The organism is Nocardiopsis sp. LDBS1602, from assembly GCF_035818715.1.
GTDB lineage: Bacteria > Actinomycetota > Actinomycetes > Streptosporangiales > Streptosporangiaceae > Nocardiopsis > Nocardiopsis alba.
In genome coordinates, this window is sequence record NZ_JAYLVW010000005.1 from 146,731 (window position 1) to 169,341 (window position 22,611).

16 protein-coding genes are annotated in these 22,611 nt (G+C 68.2%); 9 read left to right on the plus strand and 7 right to left on the minus strand.

The genetic code is table 11. From position 1 onward, the window contains the following. Positions 1 to 313: 313 nt before the first annotated feature. The 4 genes from U9J66_RS17585 to U9J66_RS17600 form a co-directional block, all read right to left on the minus strand. On the minus strand, positions 314 to 1,288 hold the full coding sequence (locus U9J66_RS17585) for a metal ABC transporter substrate-binding protein (RefSeq protein WP_042284161.1): 975 nt from the start codon (positions 1,286 to 1,288) through the stop codon (positions 314 to 316). Positions 1,289 to 1,374: 86 nt separating this feature from the next. Next, positions 1,375 to 2,055 carry a potassium channel family protein gene (locus U9J66_RS17590; RefSeq protein WP_017535606.1) on the minus strand — a complete coding sequence of 227 codons (681 nt, stop codon included), beginning with the start codon at positions 2,053 to 2,055 and terminating at the stop codon, positions 1,375 to 1,377. A gap of 56 nt (positions 2,056 to 2,111) precedes the next feature. Then, positions 2,112 to 3,554 (minus strand): TrkH family potassium uptake protein, encoded by a 1,443-nt coding sequence (locus U9J66_RS17595; protein ID WP_202421612.1) that lies wholly within the window; start codon positions 3,552 to 3,554, stop codon positions 2,112 to 2,114. 194 nt (positions 3,555 to 3,748) lie between these two features. Next, positions 3,749 to 4,660, minus strand: coding sequence for a cation diffusion facilitator family transporter (locus tag U9J66_RS17600; protein ID WP_042284165.1), 912 nt, complete (start codon positions 4,658 to 4,660; stop codon positions 3,749 to 3,751). A gap of 125 nt (positions 4,661 to 4,785) precedes the next feature. Here U9J66_RS17600 and cmtR point away from each other — a divergent pair, with 125 nt between their 5' ends. Both cmtR and U9J66_RS17610 read left to right on the plus strand, forming a co-directional pair. Next, positions 4,786 to 5,127 (plus strand): Cd(II)/Pb(II)-sensing metalloregulatory transcriptional regulator CmtR, encoded by a 342-nt coding sequence (gene cmtR / locus U9J66_RS17605; protein ID WP_187294466.1) that lies wholly within the window; start codon positions 4,786 to 4,788, stop codon positions 5,125 to 5,127. Positions 5,128 to 5,756: 629 nt separating this feature from the next. After that, positions 5,757 to 9,014, plus strand: coding sequence for an efflux RND transporter permease subunit (locus U9J66_RS17610; protein WP_042284167.1), 3,258 nt, complete (start codon positions 5,757 to 5,759; stop codon positions 9,012 to 9,014). Positions 9,015 to 9,130: 116 nt separating this feature from the next. On the opposite strand, the gene U9J66_RS17615 is transcribed toward U9J66_RS17610, so the two are convergent. Next, positions 9,131 to 9,964 (minus strand): aldo/keto reductase, encoded by an 834-nt coding sequence (locus tag U9J66_RS17615; RefSeq protein ID WP_326338172.1) that lies wholly within the window; start codon positions 9,962 to 9,964, stop codon positions 9,131 to 9,133. Positions 9,965 to 10,013: 49 nt separating this feature from the next. After that, on the minus strand, positions 10,014 to 11,219 hold the full coding sequence (locus U9J66_RS17620; RefSeq protein WP_161111409.1) for an MFS transporter: 1,206 nt from the start codon (positions 11,217 to 11,219) through the stop codon (positions 10,014 to 10,016). A gap of 357 nt (positions 11,220 to 11,576) precedes the next feature. On the opposite strand from U9J66_RS17620, the gene U9J66_RS17625 reads away from it, so the two are divergent. Next, positions 11,577 to 11,765, plus strand: a complete 189-nt coding sequence (locus U9J66_RS17625; protein ID WP_014912461.1) for a hypothetical protein — start codon at positions 11,577 to 11,579, stop codon at positions 11,763 to 11,765. Positions 11,766 to 11,811: 46 nt separating this feature from the next. Here the strand turns inward: U9J66_RS17625 and U9J66_RS17630 are convergent, their stop codons facing one another. Then, entirely contained in the window at positions 11,812 to 12,366 is a 555-nt protein-coding gene (locus tag U9J66_RS17630) for an ATP-binding protein (RefSeq protein ID WP_014911680.1), read from the minus strand. A gap of 543 nt (positions 12,367 to 12,909) precedes the next feature. Between U9J66_RS17630 and U9J66_RS17635 the strand changes: the two genes are divergently transcribed. The 6 genes from U9J66_RS17635 (at position 12,910) to U9J66_RS17660 (ending at position 22,547) form a co-directional block, all read left to right on the plus strand. Next, the gene (locus U9J66_RS17635) at positions 12,910 to 14,469 is read left to right on the plus strand and encodes a glycosyltransferase (protein WP_014909540.1); all 1,560 of its coding nucleotides are present in this window, start codon (positions 12,910 to 12,912) and stop codon (positions 14,467 to 14,469) included. 631 nt (positions 14,470 to 15,100) lie between these two features. Then, complete coding sequence (locus U9J66_RS17640; protein ID WP_014911571.1) at positions 15,101 to 16,081, plus strand: ABC transporter permease; 981 nt, start codon at positions 15,101 to 15,103, stop codon at positions 16,079 to 16,081. Positions 16,082 to 16,184: 103 nt separating this feature from the next. After that, the gene (locus U9J66_RS17645) at positions 16,185 to 17,114 is read left to right on the plus strand and encodes an ABC transporter permease (protein ID WP_014912607.1); all 930 of its coding nucleotides are present in this window, start codon (positions 16,185 to 16,187) and stop codon (positions 17,112 to 17,114) included. 16 nt (positions 17,115 to 17,130) lie between these two features. After that, entirely contained in the window at positions 17,131 to 19,356 is a 2,226-nt protein-coding gene (locus U9J66_RS17650) for an ABC transporter ATP-binding protein (protein ID WP_326338173.1), read from the plus strand. Positions 19,357 to 19,433: 77 nt separating this feature from the next. Then, a complete protein-coding gene (locus U9J66_RS17655) occupies positions 19,434 to 21,137 on the plus strand; it encodes an ABC transporter family substrate-binding protein (RefSeq protein WP_042284176.1) in 1,704 nt (567 codons plus the stop codon). Between the two features lie 306 nt (positions 21,138 to 21,443). Next, on the plus strand, positions 21,444 to 22,547 hold the full coding sequence (locus tag U9J66_RS17660; RefSeq protein WP_326338174.1) for a pectate lyase family protein: 1,104 nt from the start codon (positions 21,444 to 21,446) through the stop codon (positions 22,545 to 22,547). Positions 22,548 to 22,611: the final 64 nt, after the last annotated feature.

The window sequence follows — 22,611 nt, forward strand, 5'->3', positions numbered from 1 at the left end:
ACAGAGGGGAAGACGTGCTTGCTGATGCACTAACAAATGCACGTGCATCGGCACCAGCACTCTCACGAGCATAGCGTGATGGGGGCGCCCTGTCCGAGGGTTTGGCAGGATGTAAGCGCCATGTAATCGGGATGCGATTCACGGGACCGTACTTCTCTTTGTTCTGCCTGGTCAGGGCAGGTTCGGTGGTTTTGGGGACCTTGGTCGATAACGGGTCCGGAAGGTCGTGATCGAACAAGAAGAGGGCCCCGTCGACGATCATGTCGACGGGGCCCTCTTCCGTGTCATCGGATATAGGAGAGAAGTGCCGGGTTCATGAGCAGACGAGCGCCGAGGAGAGCGCTTCGAGGTTGCCGCGCATGATGGAGGGATAGTCGTCGCCGGGGGAACGTTCGGTCACGCCCTCCAGCGGGTCGAGCACCTTCACCTCGGCCCCGGTCTCCGCGGCGATGGTGTCCGCGGTGGCCTCCGGCATCAGGGGCTCGGTGAAGATCGTGGTGATGTCGCGTTCCTTGACGACGTCGGTGATCGCGGCGATCTGCGAGGGTGAGGGCTCGGTGTCGGGGTCGACCCCGCTGACGCCGATCTGCTCCAGGTCGTAGCGGTCGGTCAGATAGGTGAAGGCGGTGTGGCCGACGACCACCTCACGGTGCTCGCAGGAGGAGAGGGACCGCTCGTACTCCTCGCCGAGGTCGGTCAGCTCCCCGGTGACCCGCTCGGCCTCCTGCCGGTAGGTCGAGGCCCCTTCCGGGTGGGCCTCGGCCATCCGGTCGGCGAGAGCCTCGGCGGCCTCGGACATGAGCTCCACGTCGAGCCAGAAGTGGGGGTCGTGGTCGCCGTGGTCGTGCCCCTCCTCCTCATGCTCGTGCTCATGATCATGGTCGTGATCGTCCTCGGCTCCCGGGTCGGCCGGGCGGAGGTGGACGACGTCGGCGACGTTTAGCGCGGAGTCCGACGCCTGCTGGGCGACGGCCTCGTCGACGGCCGGCTGGAGACCCTCGACGTAGAACACGAGGTCGGCCTCGTCCACCTCGGCGATCTGCCGTCCGGTGAGTTCCAGGTCGTGCGGTTCGGCGCCGGGTTCGGTCAGCTGGACGACGGCGGTGGTGTCGCCGCCGATCTCCCGGGCCAACCATTCCAGGGGGTAGACGCCGGTGACGACGGTGAGGTCGGCGTCGGCCGGGGAGGTCCCCCCTCCGGTGTCCGTCCCGCCGTTCCCGCAGCCGGTGATGAGCATGAGCGCGGTGGTGCCGAGGGCGGCGGCACGCACGATGGTCCCAGTTCGCATGGGGTCCATCATGAGGGAAAATGAAAACGGTTGTCAATTTGCCTGCTTTGTCCGGGCTCGGGACCCCCTTCGCCGAGCCCGCGACCTCAGGGACGCTGGCTCTCGGCGAACCTCTCCACGTCGTCGGTCCGGCCGGCCACGACGATCTGGTCGCCCTTGTGGAGGATCGTCTCCTGGGTGGCGTAGGTGAAGGAGGCCCCCACCCGCTTGACCGACACCACGGTGATCCCGTAGCGCTGACGCACCCGGGTCTCCTGTAGGGTCCGGCCCAGAAGCTCCTTGGGGGCCTTGGTCTTGCCCAACGCGAAGCCCTCCTCCAGCTCCACGTAGTCCAGCATCCGGCCGGAGACCAGGTGGGCCACGCGCTCGCCCATGTCGTGCTCGGGCAGGACCACATGGTGGGCGCCGACCTGCTCCAGGATCCGTCCGTGCCTGCGACTGGTGGCCTTCGCCCAGATGTTGCCGACGCCCATGTCGACCAGCAGGGACGTGGTGAGGATGCTCTCCTCCAGGTGGGTGCCGATGGCCACCACGGCCCGGGCGAACTGGTGGGCCCCCACCTGACGCAGCGCCTCCTCGTCGGTGGAATCGGCGATGACGGTGTGAGTGAGGGCGTCGGCGTAGGTCTGGACCAGACGGGGGTTGGAGTCCATGCCCAGGACCTCCCACCCGCGTCGGGCCAGTTCCAACGCCAGTGAACTGCCGAAACGTCCCAGGCCGATCACCAGGATGCGTTTCTCGTCGTCTCTTCTCTCGTGGTTGGGCAAGATCTCTCCTCAAGGCGGTGGGCGGGGCGCTGCCGCCCGCCCCGGACGGTCGTGGTTCAGCCGATGATGGGGCGGGCCTGGGGGAAGGTGTAGTGGCGGTTGCGATCACGGAAGGCCAGGGCCGTCACGAAGGTGATGGGGCCGATTCGGCCGGCGACCATGAACGCCGCGAGCAGGACCTGGATCCACGGGGGCAGGTCCGGGGTGATACCGGTGGACAGGCCCACCACGCCGACCGCGGAGACGACCTCGAACAGCACCTGCATGAAGTCGAACGCGGTGGTGCGCAGGATGAGCAGCGTGCCGAAGGCGACCACCGAGGCGGAGAGGAACACCAGGCTCAACGACTGGCGGATCACCGTGGAGGGGAGGGAACGGCCGAAGGCGTGCACGTTGTCATGTGCACGCACCTCCGACAGCACCACGAGGAACAGCACCGCCAGGGTGGCGACCTTGATCCCGCCGGCCGTTCCGGCGCTGCCGCCGCCCACGAACATCAGCATGATGGTGAGCAGCAGGGTGGAGTCGCGCATCTCCCCGGTGGGGACGGCGTTGAGCCCCCCGCTGCGCGGTACCACTCCATGGAAGAAACCGTCGGTGAGCCTGGCCCACCAGTGGAGGCCTCCCAGGGTGGAGGGGTTGCTCCACTCCATCAGGGTGACGAGGACGACCCCGGCCACGATGAGGACGGCGCTCGTGGTGACGGTGAGCTTGGTGTGCAGGGACCAGCGTTCACGCCTGCGCATGCTCCGCCACAGTTCGATGATGACGGGGAAGCCGATGCCGCCGAGGATCACCGCCAGGGCGATGGGCAACAGGATGAACGCGTCCCCGGAGAAGCGCGTCATGCTGTCGTCGTACAGGGACAGGCCCGCGTTGTTGAACGAGGAGACCGCGTGGAACAGCGCCGAGTACGCGGCCTGGAGCGGGTCCATGTCGTAGGCGAGCCACATGCGCGGGGCGATCATCAGGAACACGCAGGTCTGAACGACCAGGAAGATGATCGCCACACGACGGACCAGCCCGCTGACCTCGCCGACCCACAGACTCCGCGTCTCGGCCTGCACGTTGAGTTGCATACGCAACCCGAAACGGTGGATGACCGCCGTGCCGAGGATCGCGGCCAGGGTCATGATGCCCATACCGCCGACCTGCATCAGCACCATGAGCACCACCTGGCCGAAGACGCTCAGATCGTGCCCCACGGAGATCACGCTCAGTCCGCACACGGCCAGGGACGTGGTCGAGGTGAACAGCGCGGGGACGAAGTCCAGCCCCCGGCCGTCCGTGGTGGAGACCGGGAGCATCAGCAGGAGGGTGCCGGCCAGGTTCACCATGAGGAAGATGGTGAGGAACACCCGGGCCGGCTTGCGCCAGGCGCCGATCTCACGTTGGGCGACCCCGGGCTCGGTGACGTGAAAGCGCCCGCTCCGTCGTCTGATGGGCCAGGGCAGGCTCCGCCACCACCGTGTCAGGGGCCTTTCCCCGGTCCCGTTCATAGGGCGTTCGTTTCCGCCCAGGCGTCGTCGTACGCCATCTCCGCCTGCACCTCCTCGCACACGGACCCGGTCAATTGTGCCAAGGAGCGGGAGCGTTCTCACCTATCGGCGGAATGATCCGTGTCTCCCGGTCGGGGGTGTTCGAGGAGGTGTGGGCGGATGAGCGGGAGAGGAGCGGTGGCGGCCGGTCGGGATCAGGGGTGCCGGGCGCCCTCATGGTCGGCGTGGCCGGGCGGCTCCAGCTGGAGGGTCGAGTGTTCGACGTCGAAGTGGCCGGTCAGGCAGGAATGGAGTTCGTCGAGCATCTTCCCGGTGTCCCGGAGATCCTCCTCGGCGACGACGACGTGGGCGGACATCACGGGGACCCCGGAGGTGATGGTCCAGGCGTGCAGGTCGTGGACGTCGATGACGGCGGGGTGGCCCATCAGGTGGGAGCGGACCTCGGCCAGGTCCACGTTCTTGGGCGTGGCCTCCAGCAGGATGTGCACGGCCTCCTTCAACAGGGACCAGGCACGGGGCACGATGATCGCGGCGATGGCGAGGGAGACGAGGGTGTCGGCCTGCTGCCAGCCGGTGAACAGGACGATCAGACCGCCCACGATCACGCCCACCGAGGCCAGGGCGTCACTCATCACCTCCAGGTAGGCGCCCTTGACGTTGAGGCTCTCCTCGGCCCCCGACCGCAGGACGAACATGGCCGCGATGTTCATGACCAGGCCGAACCCGGCGACCAGGATCATCCCCATGCCGGAGACCTCGGCGGGTTCCCGGAATCGGTCGATCGCCTCCATGACGATGAACCCGCACAGGAGGAACAGGACGATCGCGTTGACGGCCGCGGCGAGGATCTCGGCGCGCTGGAATCCGAAGGTCCGTTGGGCGGTGGCCGGTCGGGCGGCGATCCATACGGCGGCCAGGGCGAGGGCGACCCCGAAGGAATCGGTGACGGTGTGCCCGGCGTCGGCGAGCAGGGCGAGACTGCCGCTGAAGGCGGCGCCCGTGACCTGGACGACCGCGACGCTGAGCATCATGCCCAGAACCAACGCGAGTCTCTTGCTATTGGCGGCCCCGGCGGTGATCGTGCCGTGGTCGTGTCCCGCACCCATCGTTCCCCCTGTTCGGAAGTGTCGTGGAGGTCTTCACGATTCAGTACAGCGTCGGCTGTCCATACATTCAAGACTGTTTATACAGCCATCGCTGTCTATACAGCAAGCTATGTACAATGGTTTTCATGTTGACCTCCGAACAGCGTCTCGCCGCGATCCAGCGCCTGGGACGAGCCCTGTCCGACCCCACGCGCTGCCGCCTGCTGTTGACCCTCCTGGAAGGGCCCGACTACCCCGCGGGTCTGGCCGACCGGCTCGGCCTCACCCGGCAGAACGTCTCCAACCACCTCGCCTGTCTGCGCGACTGCGGTCTCGTCAGGACCCATGCCCGTGGGCGCCAGGTCAGTTACGAACTCGTCGACGACTCCCTCGCCCACGCCCTGGAGGATCTGCTCCAGGTGGTCTGGGGGACCGCTCAGCCCCACGAGGCCCTCTCCTCTCCAGAGGAACAGTCCCGGGCGGTCTGAGTCACCGCGCCGCGCCGTTCGTGCGGGGTGGCGCGAGGGCCGCGCCGGTGCCCTCTCCACCCTTCGTGAGGCGGTGGACGCTCTCGGTGTGCGCTCAGCGTGCGTTTTTCCGGGTGTCCGAAATTTTTCCCTGTGACGTCCGTTACTTCGATGGTGGGGTATCGGCGCTGTTCGGGGCCGCTTCGCGAAGAGGCCCCCTCGATCCTCGCGTCCCGCTCCGACTTTGGTCGGGGTCGTCCCCGACAGAAGGTGGATATGACCCTGAGAGTTCCCTGAAGTAGCCGGATCCGGCCGCACTCCAGATATAACGCGACGTATGGTGAGAGTGCGCCCGGAGGAGACGAGGCCCATCGACAGGGCCCGCCCCGGACGACCACCGGTCCGTGGAGAACACGACCTCCCACGGGCGGGTGACCCGGCATCCCCCGCACCACACGACCTCGCGGACCGGACCGAGGCCATGCAGGCGAGCGCGCGTTCGACACGCGCCCCTCACCCATGGGCCGGACCGTCCCACACCCGTCGAGCTAGGAGCGAGCACCTCTCATGTCCAGAACGGCCACAACGGCCCTTGGAGCGGACCGGTCCCCGGGCCGGGACACCGCCCCCCACGCGGAAGGAACGAACGCGTGAACCGCCTTTCGGTCATGTCGCTCGGAAACCGGGCGTTGGTCCTGCTCATCACTCTGGCGGTGCTGTTCTTCGGCGTCGTCGCCGCGCTCTCGGCCAAACGGGAACTCTTCCCCGAGATGTCCCTGCCGATGGTGATGGTCTCCGCCCAGTACCAGGGCGCCACACCACAGGTGGTCGAGGGACAGGTCACCGAACCCCTGGAACAGGCCCTCCAGGGGGTGGAGGGCATCGACACGGTCACCTCCACGTCCAGTACCGGCTCGACGCAGATCATGGCGGAGTTCGACTACGGCCGCGACCAGGACGCCCTGGTCCGCGAGACCCAGGTCGCCGTCGACCAGATCGCCCCGATGCTGCCCGACGACGTCGACACCTCGGTCATGGCCATGAGCACGGACATGATGCCCGTGATGCTGCTGGCCGCCAGCTCCGAGAACCTCGACCAGCAGGCGATGGCCTCGACCATCGAGAACGTCCTGATCCCCGAACTGGAGTCGGTGCCCGGGGTCCGCTCGGCCAACCTGACCGGCCTGCCGGCCGATCGCGTCGAGGTCACCCCCGACGAGGACGAGCTGGACAAGGCCGGGATCGGCGTCCAGGACCTGGCCGACGCCCTGGAGGCGAGCGGCCTGCTCATGGCCGGCGGCACCATCGACGAGGACGGTCGCAGCCTCAGCGTCACCACCGGTGACCAGCTCACCGACCTCGGGGAGATCGAGGACCTGTGGGTGCGGCCCTCCGCCGGGGCCGACCCCTCGGCGGCACTCCCCGGCGCCCCGCCCGCTCCGGCGCCCTCCCCGGTCCAGGTCTCCGAGATCGCCGACGTCGAGTTGGTGCCCGAGGCCGCCACCTCCATCGCCCGTCTCGACGGCGACCCGAGCGTCGCCCTCATGGTCATGGCGACCCCCGACGGCAACACCGTCGAGATCTCCGAGGGCGTCCAGAAGGTGCTGGACGAACAGTCCGACCTGCTCGGCGACGACGTCTCCCTCTCGGTCGTGTTCGACCAGGCGCCCTTCATCAACGACTCGATCACCGACATGTTCGAGGCCGGCGGCTACGGCCTGGTCGCCTCGGTCATCGTGATCCTGGTCTTCATGCTCTCCATCCGCTCCACCCTCGTGGTGGCGGTGTCCATCCCGGTGTCGGTCCTGGTGGCCTTCGTCGGTATGCAGGCCTTCGGCTTCACCCTCAACATGCTCACCCTGGCCGCGATCACCATCGCGATCGGCCGGGTGGTGGACGACTCCATCGTCGTCCTGGAGAACATCCGTAGGCACATGGACTACGGCAAGGAACGGATGGCCGCCGTCAAGGACGGCGTCCGTGAGGTCGCCACGGCCGTGGCCTCCTCGTCCTTCGCCACGATCGCCGTCTTCCTGCCGTTGGCGTTCGTCGGCGGCATGGTCGGCGAACTCTTCATGCCCTTCGCCGTGACCAGCTCCCTGGCCCTGGGCGGCTCGCTGATCGTCGCCCTCACCATCACCCCGGTGCTGTGCTACTGGTTCCTGCGGCCCGCCGAGGTCGGCGACAGCACCCGCGAGGAGATCGAGCGCAAGGCGCACGAGCGCGAGATGCGCAGCCCGATGCAGCGTGCCTACCTGCCGATCATCCGCTGGATCACGACCAAGCGTCGGACCGCCACCGTGGTCACCCTGGCCGCCTCGGTCCTCGTCTTCGTCGGCACGATCGCCCTGGCCGCGAACTCCCAGACCGACTGGCTCGGGGAGGCCGAGGAGAACACCTACACCGTCGTCCAGGAACTCGACCCGGGCACCTCCCTGGAGACCGCCGACGCCGAGGCCGTCAAGGTCGAGGAGGCGCTCGCGGGGATGGCCTGGATCGATACCTACCAGGTCAACATCGGCGGCAATCCGATGATGGGCGGCGGCTCCTCCCAGATCGACTACACGATCACCGCCGACCCCGACACCGACCAGATCCGCAACCGCGACGTCCTGCGCGACACCTTCGCCGACCTCGACACCGAGTACGAGCCCCGGCTCGACTCCATGGGCGGCATGGGCGGATCGGGCATCGAGGTCCAGGTGACCGCCGAGGACCAGGACACCCTGGCCGAGGCCGCCGGCATGGTCGAGGACGAACTGCGCTCCATCGACGGAGCCGATGACGTCACCAGCGGCATCTCCGCCTCGCAGCCCGCGCTCGAGGTCCACGTGGACGGCGAGAAGGCCGTCGAAGAGGGCCTGAGCGAGTCCATGATCGGCCAGACCGTCTCCGCGGCCTTCAACGGCCGTAACGTCGGCACCGCCACCATCGAGGACATCCGCCGCGACGTGGTCGTCCTGGTCCAGGACGCGCCCCAGACCGTGGCGGAGCTGGAGGAGCTGCCGATCACCACGCCCACCGGGCGGGAGATCGAGCTCGCCGACGTCGCGGAGGTCACCGAGGTCCAACAGCCTCCGGAGCTCACCCGCATCGACGGTGTCACCAGCACCACGGTCACGGCCAACCCGAGCGCGTCCGACCTGGGCGCGGTCAGCGGCGAGATCATGACCGCCCTGGACGGCCTCGACCTCCCGTCGGGGGCCACCGCCTCCCTGGGCGGCGTCAGCCAGGACCAGACCGAGGGTTTCGCCCAGCTCGGGCTGGCCATGCTCGCCGCGATCGTCATCTGCTACCTGATCATGGTCGCGACGTTCAAGAGCCTGCTACAGCCGCTCATGCTGCTCATCTCGATCCCGTTCGCCGCCACCGGGTCGCTGGCCCTGCTGCTGATGACCGGGACCCCGGTCGGCGCGGCGGCCCTGATCGGCATGCTGATGCTCATCGGCATCGTGATCACCAACGCCATCGTGCTGATGGACCTGATCAACCAGAACCGGGCGAAGGGGATGGAGCTCGGCGAGGCCATCGTCGAGGGCGCCCGGCACCGTCTGCGGCCCATCCTGATGACGGCGGTCGGCACCATCGCCGCCCTGATCCCGATGGCGACGGGCATGGCCGGTGGCGGCGCGTTCGTCTCCGCCCCGGTCGCCCTCGTGGTGATCGGCGGTCTGATCACCTCGACGTTGCTGACCCTGATCCTGGTCCCGGTCCTCTACCAGCTGGTGGAGGTACGCCGTCTGAAGCGCGAGGCCAAGGCCGAGGCGCGTCGTGAACGTCGCAGGGCCAGGGCCCGTGCCAAGGCCGGGGCGAACGCCGCGAGCAACGGCTCCGCCTCCGCGGCGACGGTGGGCGACGTGCCCGAGGACCGGCGGGACGAGGACTCCGAGGAACCCGTCGGCCGGTAACGGTCGAAGCCCGTGAAGGACGAGAAGGGCGCCCCCGCACCGCACGGTGCGGGGGCGCCCTTCGTATGGAGACGGGGCCGAAGACCCCGCCTTCCGTCGTGGGCGGCCCCGTCGTCTCAGCCGGAGAACTCGTCCGGGTGCGGGCCGGTGCGCCCGCCGCGCTCCAGGGTGTCGATGGTCGCGATCTCGTCGGCGGTGAGCTCGAAGTCGAACACGTCGATGTTCGAGACGATCCGCGAGGGCGTCACCGACTTGGGAATGACGACACGGCCCTGCTGGAGATGCCAACGGAGTACCACCTGGGCCGGGGACCTCCCGTGCCGGCGCGCGATCGCGACGACCTCCTCCTGGCCGAGTACGGCCCCCTGCGCCAGCGGGCTCCAGGCCTCGGTGACCACACCGTGAGCGGTGTTCGCGGCGACGACCTCGCGGTTCTGGAGAGCCGGGTGCAGTTCCACCTGGTTGACCGCCGGCACGATCTCGCTCTCCTCGACGAGACGCTCCAGATGGGCGGGCTGGAAGTTCGACACTCCGATGGCACGGACCCGACCGTCGGCGTAGAGCCGCTCCAGGGCCCGCCACGTCTGGACGTAGAGGTCGTTCGCGGGGGCCGGCCAGTGGATCAGGTAGAGGTCGAGGTGGTCCAGGCCGAGCCGGGCGAGGCTCTCGTCGTAGGCACGGAGCGTGTGGTCGTACCCGTGGTCGGAGTTCCAGAGCTTGGAGGTGACGAAGAGTTCCTCGCGGGCGACCTCCGATGCGGCGATCGCGCGCCCCACACCCTCCTCGTTGCCATAGACGGAGGCGGTGTCGATGGCCCGGTATCCGGCCTTCAGCGCGGAGGTCACCGCGGCGGTGGTCTCGGTGTCCGGTACCTGGAAGACGCCGAAACCGAGCCGTGGCATCCGAACGCCGTTGTTCAGGGTGATCCGGGGTACCTCGATGGTGGACATGGTTCTCCTTGGAAGTGGACGTGGAAGTGGACGGGCGAGTGTCCGTCGTTCAGTGGGCGGGGACGGTGTCGACGGGCTCCGGGGCCCCGCTCCGAGGCTCCGCGGGCCGGCTCCGGCGCGCGGCGACCGCCGCGAGGACCATGACGATCAGGGCGGTACTCGTGAGCGCCGCCCCGATCCAGATCGGCGAGGTGTAGCCGAGGCCCGCGCCGATACCGACGCCGCCGGCCCAGGCGCCGAGCGCGTTGCCCGCGTTGAAGGCGCCGATGTTCGCGCCGGAGGCCAGGGTCGGGGCCCCGCCCGCGTAGCGCATGATCCGGGTCTGGAGGCCCGGCACGGTGCCGAACCCGAACCCGCCCATGAGGAACAGGATCACGACCGTCGCGGCCGGGGATCCGGCGAGTGGTCCGAACACGCCGAGGATCACGGCGAGTACGGCCACGAAGGTGACGAGGGTGCCGTCGATGGAACGGTCGGCGAGTCTGCCGCCCGCCCAGTTGCCGACGAGCAACCCGGTACCGAAGACGACGAGCAGCCACGGCACGGTGCCGGAGGCGAAGCCCGTCACCTCGGTGAGGGTGTAGGCGATATAGGTGAACGCTCCGAACATGCCGCCGAAGGCGAGCATGGTCACCAGGAGCGACAACCAGACCTGGCCGGAGCGGAAGGCGCTCAGTTCGCCGCGCAGGCTCACCTCGGGCCCGGCACCGCGTACGGCGGGTACGAGGGCGGCGATACCGATGAGGGCGAGGACGCCGATGATCGAGATCGCCCAGAAGGTCGAACGCCAGCCCATCTGTTGGCCGAGGAAGGTGCCGAAGGGAACGCCGAGCACGTTCGCGGCGGTCAGGCCGGTGAACATGACCGCCACGGCACCGGCCCTCTTCGCGGCGGGGACGAGACCGGAGGCGACGACGGCGCCGATCCCGAAGAACGCGCCGTGGCACAGGGCCGCCACGATCCGTCCGATCATCGCGACCGTGTAGTCCTGGGCGGCGGCCGTGAGGACGTTCCCGATGACGAAGAGGACGAGGAGACCCATGAGCACGGGTTTCCTGGGGAGTCGAACGGTGGCCGCGGTGATCCCCAGCGCGCCGACGACCACGCTCAACGCGTATCCGGAGATGAGCCATCCCGCGGTGGCCTCCGACACGGCGAAGTCGGCGGCGACGTCGGGCAGCAGGCCCATGATGACGAACTCGGTGAGTCCGATACCGAACGCGCCGATGGCGAGCGCGACGAGACCGAGTGGCATGGGAGGCTCCTGATAGGCTGAGAAAAATAGTTGCACGCGCGTTGTTCCCGTGGGTGCAAGTTATGATTGCACGCGCAAATAACCAGCGCAAGCAACTAATATGAGAGGGTGCTCACAGGGGCATCACGGGCGTTGGAGCGCCGGGAACCCCGGTAACGGCCGACCCCGTGCTCTCGGGCGAGACTCGTCGGATCGTTCGCCGGGAAGGGGTGAGGGTACGCTTCGAACCCCGCGATCACCCGCGCGGACCGGGATCCGGGCGCCACGACGTCCGTCCCCTGGGCTCTTCGGGACTTTCCCCTCTGTCACCGGACTGTCGATTTGTGCTATCCGCGCACTCCAGGCAGTCTGCGTTGCATGGATGAAGCCAAGAAAAGCCTCGAGGACCTACTGCGCGACGAGCTCGGCGACGAGCCCTCGCAGGAGGCGAAGGACTACGCACGCCGCCTCTACGAGCGTTACCGGTTGCCGCTCGACGAGACCACCCCGAACGACTCCACCGACACCGTGACCGGTCGAACCGGCTCACCGGGAACGGAGGAGTGAACGGAGCCGTAGTGCCACCCGGTACGGCGACGTTCTCCTGGTCTTCCTAGCGGTCGTCGCCGTCCCACACGATCTCGAACCACACCTGGCGGCCTCGGCCGTCCTTGCGCGGTTCGGTGCCCCAGGAGCTCGACAGCGCCTCCACCAGATCCAGACCACGGCCGTGTTCGGCGGTGTCGTAGGGGTCACGATGCTGAGGCTCGGGCTCTTCGGTGGTGCTGCCCAGGTCGCGGACCTCCACTCGTGCCCAACCAGGGGCCTGGAGCACGCATACCTCGAACTTGCCGGTGGCGCGTCCCGAGGCGCTGTGGGTGATGGCGTTGGTCGCCAGTTCGCTGGCCAGCAGGGTCGCCGTGGTCAGTTCCGGCGAGTCGGCCAGTCGACGCGCCACGAACCGGCGTACGTAGGCGATCTGGCTCGGCAGTCCGGGAAAACGTCGCTGTGCGGACAGAGGGACGGCGCCGCCGTGGTGGGCGGTGGCCTGTCCGATGCTGTTGGGCTCTTCCATGGGTCTCGCCGGGCGTTGGGGACGGATGAGAGGGGCCGACGTCGTCAGGAGCGGGTCCGAAGGCGCGGAACGAGGGGTGGTGGTCTCACTCATGTGGGTTCACTCCCCTGGAGAAGTGGGTGCGCGGGCAGGGCGGAGCCGGGCCGGTACCACGCGGCGTCCATGCCCGGAAAGGGGTCACGGCGCGTCGTGGATGTACGGGGCGGAGCCCCCGGGAACAGGGAGGGAAGCGGCTCGGTACCGGTGGGGGGACGGTACGAGGACGGCGACATAGGGCGGGGGAGAAGCCGCGAAGCTTCACTGAGAGGACGGTGGTGGGGCCTGTGCGTCGGCCGTGGAAGATCGTCATGGCGGCTAAGAGGTGTGCCCTACGGCGCTGAAGGGCCTACTCGCGCTCAGCATACGCTTCGTGCCTTTCTGGAAACCCGACCGGCCTGCTTTCGACAGTTCCACCATGCCTGAACTGGATAAAGAGGGGATGAGGAGAGTCGATGAGCCCCTTCTGGGGCGATCGTCGACGAAGGCGGACGACCTACGATCTCCCCCGCGTCGGATAACAATATGGTGAACGCGGGTCGAATTTAACCACTTCGTCCACTCTTGCGCGTGTCCTCTCCCACACGTCAAGGTAGGGGCATGGCCCGGCCCACCCCCGCCCCCCTCCCCAGGGGCCTCGGCATCGAGATCGACCGTTCCGTCCGGTTCACCGATGAGGGACACGTCCTCGTCGGAGGCACACCTCCACGTGCTCTTCGGCTGCCCGCGACGGGTGTCGGTTCCGTGATCCGCGGGATCAGCGGTGCGCGTCCCACCGACCTCGACGAGCGGATCCTCGCCCGGACCCTGGTGGAGACCGGTCTGGCCCACCCCCGCCCCGCCCCCGCCGCCCTCGACGAGAGGACACGGATCGTCCTGATCGGCCGAGGCGGCGCCATCGACCCCGCCGCGCTGATCACCACGCTGGACCTGATCGCCGAACACCACCCCGGCGCACGTCCCCTCGTGGTCGGGGCCACCGGGATCGCGGCGCGTACGGCTCGCGCGAGAGGCGCCCGCACGGTCGACGGGCCCACAGGGGGTCCCGGGGCCCTGGCCGCCGCGCTGGCCGTCTGCGACGGTGAGTTCCTCGCGCTTCTGGAAGCGGGGGCCGAACCCTCTCCAGGGTGGCTGGAGAACGCGCTCGGACACTTCGTCGACCCCGATGTCGCCGCGGTGATCCCCAGGACCCTCGCGGTCCGCCGTCCCCTCGGCCCCTCGGGCATGACGGTGGCCGCACTGCACGCCCTACGAGCCGACCGGGGGGCCGACCCCGCGCCCGTCCTGCCCTGGGGGCACGGACATCGAGGGCGAGGTCGCCCCTCGCCTCCGGAGGAGCACGGCGCGGCCGACCCCCTGGAGCCCGTCCGCGTCCTGGTGGCACGTCGCGCGGCCGTCCGGGTCTCCCACGACGCGGGAGAACTCGCCGGTACCGACCTCGTATGGCGCGCGGCGGAGGAGGGGTGGTCGGTGCGTTACGAACCCCGGTCGAGGGTCCGGCTCCCGATGCCGGACGGGATCGGGACCTATCTGCGCTCACGCTTCGTTCACGCGGCCGAGGGGGGAGCGACGGCGCGCCGGTACGGACGGTGGGCGACGGGCCCGGAGATGTCGCCGCACGGACTGGTGGCCCTGCTCTCGGTGCTCGGGGGCCGACCCGTGAGCGGTCTCGTGATCGGCGCGGCCGGGGCGGCGCTCACCGCCCGAGGCCTGACCGGGGAGGCCGGCGCCCCGACCCTGGAAGCGGTACGCCCCGCGGTCGTCGACCTGACGAGCGCGGTCCGGGCCGGGGCCCGTACGGCGCGAACGACCTGGTGGCCGGTGCTCGCGGGCATGGTGGTCGCCGGGGCCGCCGCGGGGGCGGGCGGTCGGCGGAGGGGGCTCGTCCGGGGGGCGTTTCTGGCCGGGGCGGTGTTGACCGTGCCGCATCTCGCCTCCTGGCGTCGCCGTCGCGGCACGGCCACGGTGGGCCCTCTGGGGTGGACGGCGCTGGCGGTCGCCGGGGACGCGGCGTGTGCGCTCGGTACGTGGTGGGGAGTGGCCCGCTCGGGTTCTCTCGCCCCGCTGATCCCCCGCGTTCGATCGCCGTTGTTCTCCACGTCACTGGAATCACCCCAGGTGGGGGCGGGTGCCGAGGGCTCTCGGGCCAAGTCGCCCTAGGGGAGTCATGTTAGCGAGAGTTAACATGCGTCACTCCGTGTGACGATATCGTCGGGATCGGAGGAAGGGTGAAGGGGTCCCCCTCGGGCATTTCATTACTCTGTGTGACTATTTTCGGGTGGTCCTGGTCACGCGGTGTCTTCGGAGGTCCGAGGGTTGTTTCCGGGGTGTTGCGCGGAGATCTCGGTCGTGTTATTGGCCCGAGAAAAAGAGGCTTTTGGGTAAACGTTGTTTACGAGATGTGGGACGAAGTTGCTTGTTTGGGCAGGGTATGGCGCATTTTCTCACTTTGAGTGATGCCTCGAGTGCGGCGAGTGTGGTGTTTGACAATGGAGCGGAAATCTGTGGCTCGAATCATCACCGTTGTCTTTTCTTGATGGAGTGGTTACCGCCAAGTGTCTCATCATCCCGCACACTCTTGACATTCCGGTCACTGACCGTGAATCGGAAGTCAGTGTGTTTCGGCAGTCACATGGAGTAATCCTCATGGTGTCGGCGACTCGCGAATGCTTAACCGGACTAACCATCCGGGCATGAGTGAAGCCCTGCTCACCCCGGCTCACTCCCCGTGTCGGCGACTCGCAACCACAGATCAAGCGCCGGGCTCGGCTGTTGAGGTTCGGAGATAGTTTTGGGCAAGTTCCTGGCCAGGCGGCTGCTGAACTACGTCGTACTGATTTTCCTGGCGACGAGCTTCGCGTACCTGCTCGCCGCCACCAACCTGTACCCGCGCGGTTACTTCGAGCAGATGCAGCCTCCGCCATCGCCCGAAGCGGTCAACGCTCAGCTCGACGCGCTGAACCTCAACGACCAGACCCCGATCGCCCAGCGTTACCTCACCTGGCTCGGCGGGATCTTCACCGGTGACTTCGGTAAGACCATCCAGGGCGGCGACGTCGCCTCCCAGATGTGGATGAAGGCCGGAGTCACCCTCCGCCTCATCACCGTCGCCACCCTCCTCGGCAGCTTCCTGGGGATCGCGATCGGCGCCTACGCCGCCATCCGTCAGTACCGGGCCTTCGACAAGTCCGCCACCGCGGTCTCCTTCTTCGTGCTCTCGGTCCCCACCGTGGTCATCGCGATCGTCGTCCAGGTACTCGCCGTCAGCATCAACGACCTGGCCGGGTTCCAACTGTTGCGCTATTCGGGCGAGTACACGGCCGGCTTCAGCGGAGAGTGGTACGAACTCCTGCTCAACCGCGTCTACCACGCGTTGCTGCCCACACTCGTGCTGGCCGTCGCGCTGTTCGCCGCCTTCGCCCGATACCAACGCAACATGATGTTGGACGTCCTGGGCGCCGACTTCGTGCGGACCGCGATGGCCAAGGGGCTCACTCGACGCAAGGCCCTGTTCAAGCACGCCCTGCGCACCGCGCTGATCCCCACGATCACCTATTTCACGTTCACCTTCGGTGCCCTGGTCTCCGGAGCGACCTTCACCGAGAAGATCTACGGCTGGCACGGTATGGGCGCCTGGCTGATCGACTCCATCGCCCGACACGACGTCCACGTGGTCGCGGCCGTCTCCTGGTTCATGGCGATCACCATCATGGCCGCGTCCTTCCTCTCCGACATCCTCTACGCCTGGCTCGACCCGAGAGTGCGGGTGTGACCATGACGCACACCTCCGCCCTCGTCGCCACGGGGGCCATGGCCCCCCGTCCCTTCCCGTACGTTCCGCGTCCCGCCGCGGCAGCCCAGCTGGAGACCACGTCATGAGCCAGACCGAAGACCTCACGGAGTCCGAGCGCCCCGATGGGGCCGAAGAGACGCCGTCCATCCCGCCCATGCCCAACCGGGCCAAGGACGTGCTGCTCCAGCTTCTGAGGACCCGGCGGGTCATCATCGGGCTCGTCCTGATCGCCCTGCTGGCCGCTCTGGCCTTCCTCGGCCCCGTCATCAGCCAGTGGGGGATCGGCGAACGCGACTTCACCGCGCGTCTGGAGGGGATCTCGCCCGACCACTGGTTCGGTACCAACCACACCGGTCAGGACATCTTCACCCAGTCCACCGCCGGTTTGCAGAAGTCGCTGCTCATCGGTCTGCTCGTCGCGCTCGGTTCCACCGTCATCGCAGCGCTCGTCGGCTCCTTCGCCGGCTACTTCGGGGGTATCACCGACCGGGTCCTGATGTGGGTCGCCGACCTGGCCCTGGTCCTGCCCAGCTTCGTCATCCTGGCGATCCTGTCCACCCACTTCGTCGGCCAGGGCGGCTGGCTCATCCTGGTCATCCTGTTGGCCGCGTTCAGCTGGATGGTCACCTCCAAGATGGTGCGCGGTCTGACCATCTCACTGCGCGAACGCGAGTACATCCACGCGGCCCGATTCATGGGCGTCCCCCCGCACAAGATCATCCTGCGGCACATCCTGCCGAACATGTCGTCCCTGCTCATCGCCGACGCCACCATCATGGTCAGCACCGCCATCATCGGCGAGACCGCGTTGAGCTACTTCGGGCTGGGCGTCCAGCCTCCGGACGTCAGTCTCGGTGTGGTCATCGCGAACGGAGCCCCGTACGCCACCACCGCCCCCTGGGTGTTCCTGTTCCCCACGGTTCTGCTGGTGGTCCTGGTCCTCGCCGTGAACATGATCGGGGACGGGCTGCGCGACGCCCTCGACCCGCACTCCAAGTCGCGTCGGTCCTAGGGGAGGGGACACGAACATGAGCATCGACACGGCCGAGGCCACCGAGAACACCACGGACGAACCGACCTCCGAGGTCCCCGTCCTGGAGGTCACCGACCTCAACGTCACCTTCCAAGGACTCGGCGGCAACCCCGACGTCCACGCGGTGCGCGGCGTCAGCTACGCCGTCCACAGAGGAGAGGTGCTGGGCATCGTCGGCGAGTCCGGCTCCGGCAAGTCCGTCTCCTCCATGGCCGCGATGGGACTGCTGCCCGACCACGCCGTGATCACCGGCTCCGTGCGTCTGCACGGCGAGGAGATCCTCGGCAAGAAGGACAAGGAGATGGCGCGCAAGCGCGGCAAGGTCATCTCCATGGTCTTCCAGGACCCGCTCTCCGGGCTCACCCCCGTGTACACCGTCGGCGATCAGCTCGCCGAGGCGGTCCTGGTCCACGACCCCAAGGCGGGCAAGGACAAGGCGCGCGCCCGTGCCATCGAACTGCTCTCTCTGGTGGGCATCCCCCGGCCGGAGGAGCGCTACCGCTCCTTCCCGCACGAGTTCTCCGGCGGTATGCGCCAGCGCGTCATGATCGCCATGGCCATGGCCAACGACCCCGACGTCATCATCTGCGACGAGCCCACCACGGCCTTGGACGTCACCATCCAGGCGCAGATCCTGGACCTGCTGCGCACCGCGCAGCGCGAGACCGGCGCCGCGATCGTCATGATCACCCACGACCTCGGTGTCGTCGCCGGGTTCGTCGACCGTCTCCTGGTCATGTACGCCGGACGCCCCGTGGAGATCGGCGACGTCGACGAGATCTACTACAAGAGCCGCATGCCCTACACCATGGGGCTGCTCGGCGCCGTGCCCCGTATGGACCAAGAGCGTCAGGGCGCCCTCGTCCCGATCAAGGGCAACCCGCCCTCGCTCAGCGCGCTGCCGCCCGGCTGCCCCTTCGCGCCGCGCTGCCCCATCGCGCAGCCCGAATGCGAACTCGCCGAACCGGAACTGCTCACCATCGGTGGACAGCCCTCCGCGGAGAGGATCCGGGAACTCGCCCGGGCCCACGAGGACGCCTCGGCCGGCGCGCGGGAGAAGGACCCCGAGGAGAGGATCCACGACACCGGTGTACGCAGGGCCGCCTGCATCCGCTCCGGCGAGATCGACACCAACGACTGGACCGCCCGGGACATCTACCCGGTCCCCGAGATCCCCGAGGTGGAGGCCTCCTCCCAGGCCCGCGAGGACCGTGCGGAGATGCTGCGCGTCGACGACCTCATCAAGCACCACCCGTTGATGAAGGGCGCGGTCTTCAAGCGCCGTGTCGGTACGGTGTACGCGGTCGACGGGGTCGGCTTCGACATCCGCGAGGGAGAGACCCTCGCCCTCGTCGGCGAGTCCGGGTGCGGAAAGTCCTCCACCCTCATGGAGATCATGGGGCTGGAGAAGCCCCAGCGCGGAACGATCGAGGTCATGGGCAAGAGCACCGCGACCCTCGGAAAACGCGACCGCTTCGCCCTGCGCCGGGACATGCAGATCGTCTTCCAGGACCCGATGAGCTCCCTGGATCCGCGTATGCCGGTCTTCGACATCATCGCCGAGCCCCTGCGCGCCCACGACGTCCCTGCGGCCGAGGTCGTCGAGCGCGTCTACGAGCTGATCCGACTGGTCGGCCTCAACACCGAGCACGCGACCCGCTTCCCCTCGGAGTTCTCCGGCGGCCAGCGTCAGCGCATCGGGATCGCCCGGGCCCTGGCCCTGGAACCGAAGCTGCTGGTGCTCGACGAGCCGGTGTCGGCACTGGACGTCTCCATCCAGGCCGGTGTGGTCAACCTGCTGGAGGAACTCCAGGCCAAGCTCGGTCTCGCCTACCTCTTCGTGGCGCACGACCTGTCCGTGGTCCGGCACATCGCCGACCGGGTGGCCGTGATGTACCTCGGCAAGATCGTGGAGATCGGCGACACCACGTCGATCTACACCCGCCCCGCCCACCCCTACACCCAGGCGTTGCTGTCCGCGATCCCCATCCCCGACCCGGAGAAGGAACGCGCCCGCACGCACATCGTCTTGGACGGCGACCTGCCCAGCCCCGCCAACCCGCCCTCGGGTTGCAGGTTCCGGACCAGGTGCCAGAAGTTCATCACCCTCTCGGACTCCGAACGGGAGCGGTGCGTGAGCGACGAACCGACGATCCAGCCCACCAACGGTGGGGACCAGGGGACCGCCTGCCACTACGCCGAACGGCTGACGGTCAGCTGAGGAGCCGGAAGTTCGATTTGGCACAGGCCAGTACCGCCCCGCGTACTGGCTGGAACACTCAAGGAGGAAAGATCCCCATGCGAATCGGGAAGGTGCGTTATCTCGCCCCGGCCGCTGCCCTGGTCCTGCTGGCCAGCGCCTGCGCCGACAGCGACGACGGCAATGACACCGAGGCCGCGCAGCAAGAGGTCGCGGAACTGCCCGCCGAGGACCTCAACCCCGCGCCTCGTGAGGACCTTCAGGAGGGCGGCACCTTCGTGTGGGCCCTCAACGAGTACGCCGAGCAGCACAACATGTGGCACACCAACGGCAACCTGGCCAATGTGCGCCGTACCGCCGCGGCGGTCATGCCCAGGACCAGCCGTTACGCCGCCGACGGCACCAACTCCCCGCTGACCGACTACGTCCTCGACTACGGGGTCAGCGACGACGGCCTCGAGGTCTGGTACGAGCTCAACGAGGACGCGGTCTGGTCCGACGGTGAGCCCATCACCGCGGAGGACTACGAGGCCAACTGGCTGACCATCTCCGGCCAGCGCGACGGCGACTTCCAGCTCGGCTCCACCAGCGGCTACGACCTGGTCAAGGAGTTCGTCTCCGACGACGACTACTCCTTCACCCTGAAGTTCGAGGAGCCCTTCTCCGAGTGGCCCGGCCTCTTCAGCCCCCTGTACCCCAAGGAGTACATGGAGGACGAGGAGCTGTTCGAGGAGGGTTACCAGAAGGACTACCCGGTCACCGCCGGCCCCTTCGGTGACGTGGAGTTCGACGACGTCTCCGAGCGCATCACCGTCAGCAAGAACGAGGACTGGTGGGGCACCCCGGCGCTGCTCGACGAGATCATCTTCGACGCCATGGGCAGCGACGCCCAGGCCGGCGCCTTCAACAACGGTGAGGTCGACGGCTTCTACCTCGGCTACGACGCCGCGGGCTACGAGCTGATCAAGGACCGCGAGGGCACCTACTTCACCGAGGCCGTCAACCACGGCCACCGCTTCATCTCGCTGAACGGCGGCAGCCCCCGCCTGGAGGACGTCCGCGTCCGCCACGCGATCTCCCTCGGCATCGACACCGACGTCCTCTCCGAGGTCAGCCTCGACGCCGTCGACTGGCCCATCACCGGTGAGGTCAACCGTCTGCTGCGGTCCAGCCAGTACGGCTACCAGGACAACAGCGAGGGCTACGGCGAGTACGACCCCGAGCGCGCCGGTGAACTCCTCGACGAGGCCGGCTGGACCCTCGAAGAGGGCGAGACCGTCCGCACCAACGAGGACGGCGACACCCTGACCCTGGACTGGGTCGTCTCCGACGACCTCGCCGTCGCCCAGGACGAGGGCGACATCGCCAGCGACATGCTGTCCGAGATCGGCGTCGAGGTGAAGGTCCAGCAGGTGCCGGGCAACTCCCTCTTCCCCGAGTACGTCATCCCCGGTAACTACGAGATGGCCAGCTACGTCCTGACCGGTGTCAACCCCTACGCCGGTGACAGCAAGGGCAACTACGGTATGCCCACCGAGGACGGCGAGTGGGGCAACAACCTCGCCCGCGTCTCCACCGAGGAGATCGACGAGAAGTTCGACGAGCTCATGGCGGAGACCGACCCCGACCGTTACGCCGAGCTCGCCAACGAGATCGACCGTCTCCTGTGGGAGGAGGTCGTGACCATCCCGATGTTCGAGCGTCCCGGCCTCTACGCCGTCAACGAGAACCTGCACAACTGGGGTGAGTTCGGTCTGGCCTCGGACTACGTCTACGAGGACATCGGCTGGGCCAAGGAGTAGCCGCACGGCGGGTGACGGGCTCGGCCCCGCACCCTCCGACGCGGCCGGAGACCTCCCCCGGACGTGATGAGCGTCCGGTGCGGCGGCCCACCGCGTGAGCACTCCACCACTGGTGACCGAGGGCGTCGGCCCCCCGAACGGGGCCGGCGCCCTTCGGCGTGCCCGGTCGACGTCCGAGCCCGACGAACACGGCCCCCGTCGGCTTCCGCGCCTCCCGAGAGCGGTGTGTCCGAAACCTTCCGGGGCCTGACAGAATCGGTACCGTTCGACCCCACCCCTCCCTCCCCGCTCGTTGGAAAGTCCCACATGCGACCCCACCCTCTCGTCGCCGCCTGCGTGGCGGCCCTGATGTGCGCGGCACTCACCTCCTGCTCCCGTGAGGACGACGGCCGGAACGCCGAACCCACCGCCGGAGCCGCCGTCGACCCCGAACCGGAGGAGACGGAGGAGACCGGAACACCCTCGGAGGAATCCGAGGAGGAGCCTCCCTTCGGTACACCGGTCGGTTGGGCGGGCCACCCGGGGCAGGTCGAGGAGACCGAGGAACCGGATGAGGATGAGGACGAGGACGACGGTGAGGAGGTCGACGACCCCGAGGAGCACACGGCCGTGACCGGCGGAGCCGGGGGAGAGACGGTCACCGCGAAGGACGCCGACGAACTCGCCGAGCACCTCCGGACCGACGAGCCCCTCACCGTGGAGATCGAAGGCGACATCGACCTCGACGGCCGGATCCGTGTCGGATCGGACAAGACGCTCCTGGGTGTCGGAGAGGGCGCCGAACTGACCGGCGGCGCACTCGTCGTCGAAGAGGCCGCCAACGTCATCATCGCCAACGTGACCATGACGGTCGACGAGACCGCCGTGAGCATCGGAGAGGGCGCCCACCACGTGTGGGTGGACGGCTCCACCTTCTCCGGAGGGGACGGCGACCCCCTCGTCTCGGTGACCGACGACGCCGACCACGTCACCGTGTCCTGGAATCGCTTCACCGACGCCGAAGCGGCCATCCTCATCGATGGGGGGGACGACGAGGAGCGGGAGCGGGCCCCCCGGGTGACCGTCCACCACAACTTCTTCGACGGCACCACGGCCCGGCACCCCCGGGCCCTCAACGCCGAACACGTCCACGTGTTCAACAACTACTTCCGCGACAACCCCGAGTACGGGGTGAGCTCGGCGGACGGGGCCAACGTGTTGGTCGAGGGCAACTACTTCGAACGCACACCCCTGTCGGTCGCCACCGAGAAGGACGACGAACCCGGCAATGTCGCCACCCGCGACAACCTTCTCGTCGACTCCGACCAGCCCGAACTACGCGGCGAGGTCCCCGACCCGCCCTACGCCTACGAGCTCGACGACACCGTCACCATCCCCGACCTGGTCGGCAGCCGAGCCGGGGCCTACTAGGCCACACCGTGTCCCCGTCCACCCGGGAGGGAGCGGACGGGGACACCCTCCTTCACCCGGGGGC